Below are 3,409 nucleotides of genomic sequence, written 5' to 3'. Positions count from 1 at the left end.
GTCTACATCAGTGATGCGTCCCATGGCGTAGACCCGACGAAAGGGCCAATCCTGGATCAGAATCTGTCTAGCAGAGGAGAAGTGCGCATCGGCAGGTCGTCCTTTATCGGCTACCGCGTTTGTGTAATGCCAGGAGTGGTTTTGGGAGAACATTGTGTGGTGGGCGCCAACGCGGTCGTTACCAAGTCGTTTCCCGCCTACTCTATGGTCGCTGGTGTACCCGCACGGCTCATCAGGAGATATAGCTTTGCTGAAAAAAGATGGGTTGATTACAACGAGCGAGACCAAGACTAACGTCTTTGCAAGATGCTTCAGCTCCCACGAATCTAAATCACAAATTACTCGCGGGGCTCCCTTACATCTTCTCGATGCGAGCGGTCCCTATACTCACCCAGCTTTGACTCGTGAAATCGTATTGCCGAATAACGACGGCAGGGTTGCCGGCTGCGACCGAGTAATCGGGGATACTCCGCGTAACGCAGGAGTTTGCGCCGACGACACAGTATTTGCCGATACGCACATTGGGCAGGACCACTGTGCCGAAGCCCAGAAACGAACCCTCGCCGATCTCAACGAAGGAATCGTCATCAAGGATGCGTTGCCCGATGGGACGCGTGTCGTGAATGTCTGCATAAGGATGCGTGATGTCGACGATCGCGCAGTGTCCCGTGATGCTGACGTTATCGCCGATCGAGATGCGTGAGTGGCACATGATATGAACGTTCTGCTCGATGTTCACATTGCTGCCGATCCGCAGCTCCGGAACACGCGATGGCTTGTCCAGGATGGCATCGAGACGCACTCCGTAATTGATGCGGACCCGGTCTCCGAGGTGAACGAAACGGGCGTTATAGAGAGAGGCGGGCCGGACGATCACACAGCGCTTGCCCATAGAACCCACGACGTAGCGGTAAAAAAAACGTGTCTTAGCGTGGTGGTAAACGAATTTAAGAAAGGTCAATTTTTCAAAAAAGGGAAAATTSCAGAACTCCTGCAAGCGTCTCATCATCGGCCTCGGCACATGCCAGAGGTTATATACTATATGCTGGAATTGAACCACTTACACCATCCTGCGGAAGGTTGATCCTTGAATACACTCATCACCGGCGGCGCTGGCTTCATCGGGACACATCTGGCGCGCCTCCTGTTGGCAAAGGGCCAAGAAGTCACCCTCCTCGACAACTTCCTTCCTCAAGTCCATGCCGGGGATGAGCGCCTGCCTGCCGATCTTGCTCCGCACGTTCGCCTCGTTACCGGCGATGTCGCCGATCAGTCCGCGATGAGTGATGCGTTGCTGGGAGTGGACAGCGTCGTTCATCTGGCCGCGGAGACCGGCACCGGTCAATCGATGTATGAGGTGATGCGTTACGAGCGGACGAACCTCGGTGGGACGGCTACCCTCTATGAGTTGCTGGCCAAGAACCCGCATCATAAGGTGGAGCGCATCGTAGTCGCTTCATCGCGGGCGATCTATGGAGAAGGCGCTTACCGGTGCGAGAAGGATGGCATTGTGTATCCGTCATCGCGGTCGGTTGAAGATAAGATGGCGGGCAAGTTCGATCCTCTTTGCCCGGTATGCGGCGAATCCTGTGAGACGGTTCCCACCACGGAATCGGCGCCTTCGCAGCCCTCGTCCTTTTACGGTTTGACGAAGCAGGTGCAGGAGCAGACGGCCATGATGTTTGGCCAGGTACTCGGCATTCCTTCCTTCGGATTGCGCTACCAGAACGTCTATGGACCTGGCCAGTCGCTCAAGAATCCTTACACCGGGATTCTTGGCATCTTCTGCAATCTGGCGCGGGCTGGACGCAAGCTTGAAATCTTTGAAGATGGCCAGGAAAGCCGCGATTTCGTCTATGTGGACGACGTCGTGCGGGCTACTGCACGGTGTCTTGAGGTTACGGCCAACGGTTGTCACGTGGTCAATGTGGGATCGAACGAGCGCACCACGGTGGCGCACGTGGCGGAGCAAGTCAAGTCGTTCTACCAAAGCTCCTCAACCCTGGAAGTCACGGGGGCGTTCCGGGATGGAGACATGACCCATAGTAAGTTCTGCCTGATTGCGGTAGACAACGCCTCGACCGATGGCACTATCCCCCTGCTCCACGCCTATTCCGGCGTGGAAAAGCTTGTCATCGCGAACCCAACCAACGTAGGCGTGGCGGCGGCGAACAACCAGGGAATTCGCGCGGCTATTGAGATGGGTTGCGAATATGTCCTGCTGGTCAACAATGACGTGGTATTCAATCCGGAACTCTTTGCGCAATTAGTGCAAGGGCTGTCTGACCATGGCTGCGATATGGACACGCCTTTGATCTATTACATGGATCCGCCAGACAGAATCTGGACTGCGGGAGGTCGCTTCGAGCCGAGCTTCGGGTTCCGGATATGCCACCGGGGGGCCGATGAGCAAGATCGCGGCCAGTACAGTCATCCGGAGAAGATCGATTATGCACCCACGTGCTGCGTACTGATTCGACGGGAACTCTTTGCGAAAATCGGGCTGATGGATGAACGGTATTTCGTTTACGGGGACGATGTCGATTTTATGTACAGGGCAAGACAGGCAGGGCTGGTCATGTACTACCTGCCCCAGAGCAAACTCTGGCACAAGGTAGGTGGATTGACCGGCGGAAGTATCTCCGACTTCAGCTTTTACTATAATGCGCGGGGACGGGCGCTCTTTCTTCACAAGCACTTTCACGGCCTGGTACCGTCATTCTGGATCATGCTCCATATCCTTCAGGATTCAATACGCGCGATCCTGCATAAGAGCTTCCGTCATGCGCGGAAGGTAAAACAAAAGGGAATGCGCGATGGGAAAAAGGTAGCGCTAGAGCAGCTTACGCAATGAAAGTTCTGTTCGACGCCACATGCGTGACGAAGAATAAGGCTGGCGTGGGTGTCTACGCCGCAAACTTACTTCGAGAGCTTGCTTCGATGCCGAGCAGCCTTCAACTCTTTGTCCTGGCCCAGGATGACGACTCCTCGATGGATTTCGGCGGACGCCCCAACGTGCGTACGATCCGCGTGCCCGCGAAAATCTTTCGCATCCTGCCCTTTCGCTTTCTTCTGGAGCAGATCATCCTACCGATCCTGGTGCTTTGGCACCGCATCGACGTGGTTCATTCGCCGCATTATTCGTTGCCCCTAATGTGCTTCGGGGCACGCCGGATCGTGACGATTCACGACATGACATCTTACAACATGCCTGAATTTCATTATCGATCTAAGGGCTTCTACTATCGGCGGTTTATCTGGGCCTCGGCACATCTAGCCGACGGGCTCATCTTCGTCTCGCATTCCGCAGAGCGCGACTTCCGATCCCGTTTCAACCATTATCGGAATGACAGTTGGGTCATTCATCACGGAAAGAGCGAGGCCTTCCGTGCCAATCTTGAACCGGACC

General features: G+C 55.1%; 4 protein-coding genes. 3 read left to right on the top strand and 1 reads right to left on the bottom strand.

Annotated elements, in window-relative coordinates; all coding sequences use genetic code 11:
* Nucleotides 1-294: acyltransferase (locus AB4043_RS22615; RefSeq protein ID WP_442308167.1), on the top strand; the 294-nt coding region annotated here is incomplete at its 5' end.
* Nucleotides 295-355: 61 nt separating this feature from the next.
* Here AB4043_RS22615 and AB4043_RS22610 read toward each other — a convergent pair.
* Nucleotides 356-892, bottom strand: coding sequence for an acyltransferase (locus AB4043_RS22610; protein ID WP_442302571.1), 537 nt, complete (start codon nucleotides 890-892; stop codon nucleotides 356-358).
* Between the two features lie 195 nt (nucleotides 893-1,087).
* Between AB4043_RS22610 and AB4043_RS22605 the strand changes: the two genes are divergently transcribed.
* Nucleotides 1,088-2,854: an NAD-dependent epimerase/dehydratase family protein gene (locus AB4043_RS22605; RefSeq protein ID WP_442308166.1), complete on the top strand. Its 1,767-nt coding sequence runs from the start codon at nucleotides 1,088-1,090 to the stop codon at nucleotides 2,852-2,854.
* A partial coding sequence (locus tag AB4043_RS22600; protein WP_442308165.1) for a glycosyltransferase occupies nucleotides 2,851-3,409 on the top strand: 559 nt, incomplete at its 3' end. The genes AB4043_RS22605 and AB4043_RS22600, both read left to right, overlap by 4 nt.

The organism is Terriglobus sp. YAF25, from assembly GCF_052113305.1.
Taxonomy (GTDB): domain Bacteria; phylum Acidobacteriota; class Terriglobia; order Terriglobales; family Acidobacteriaceae; genus Terriglobus.
The sequence above is the reverse complement of the archived record's forward strand: the minus strand, read 5'-3'. Positions and strand labels throughout refer to the sequence as shown.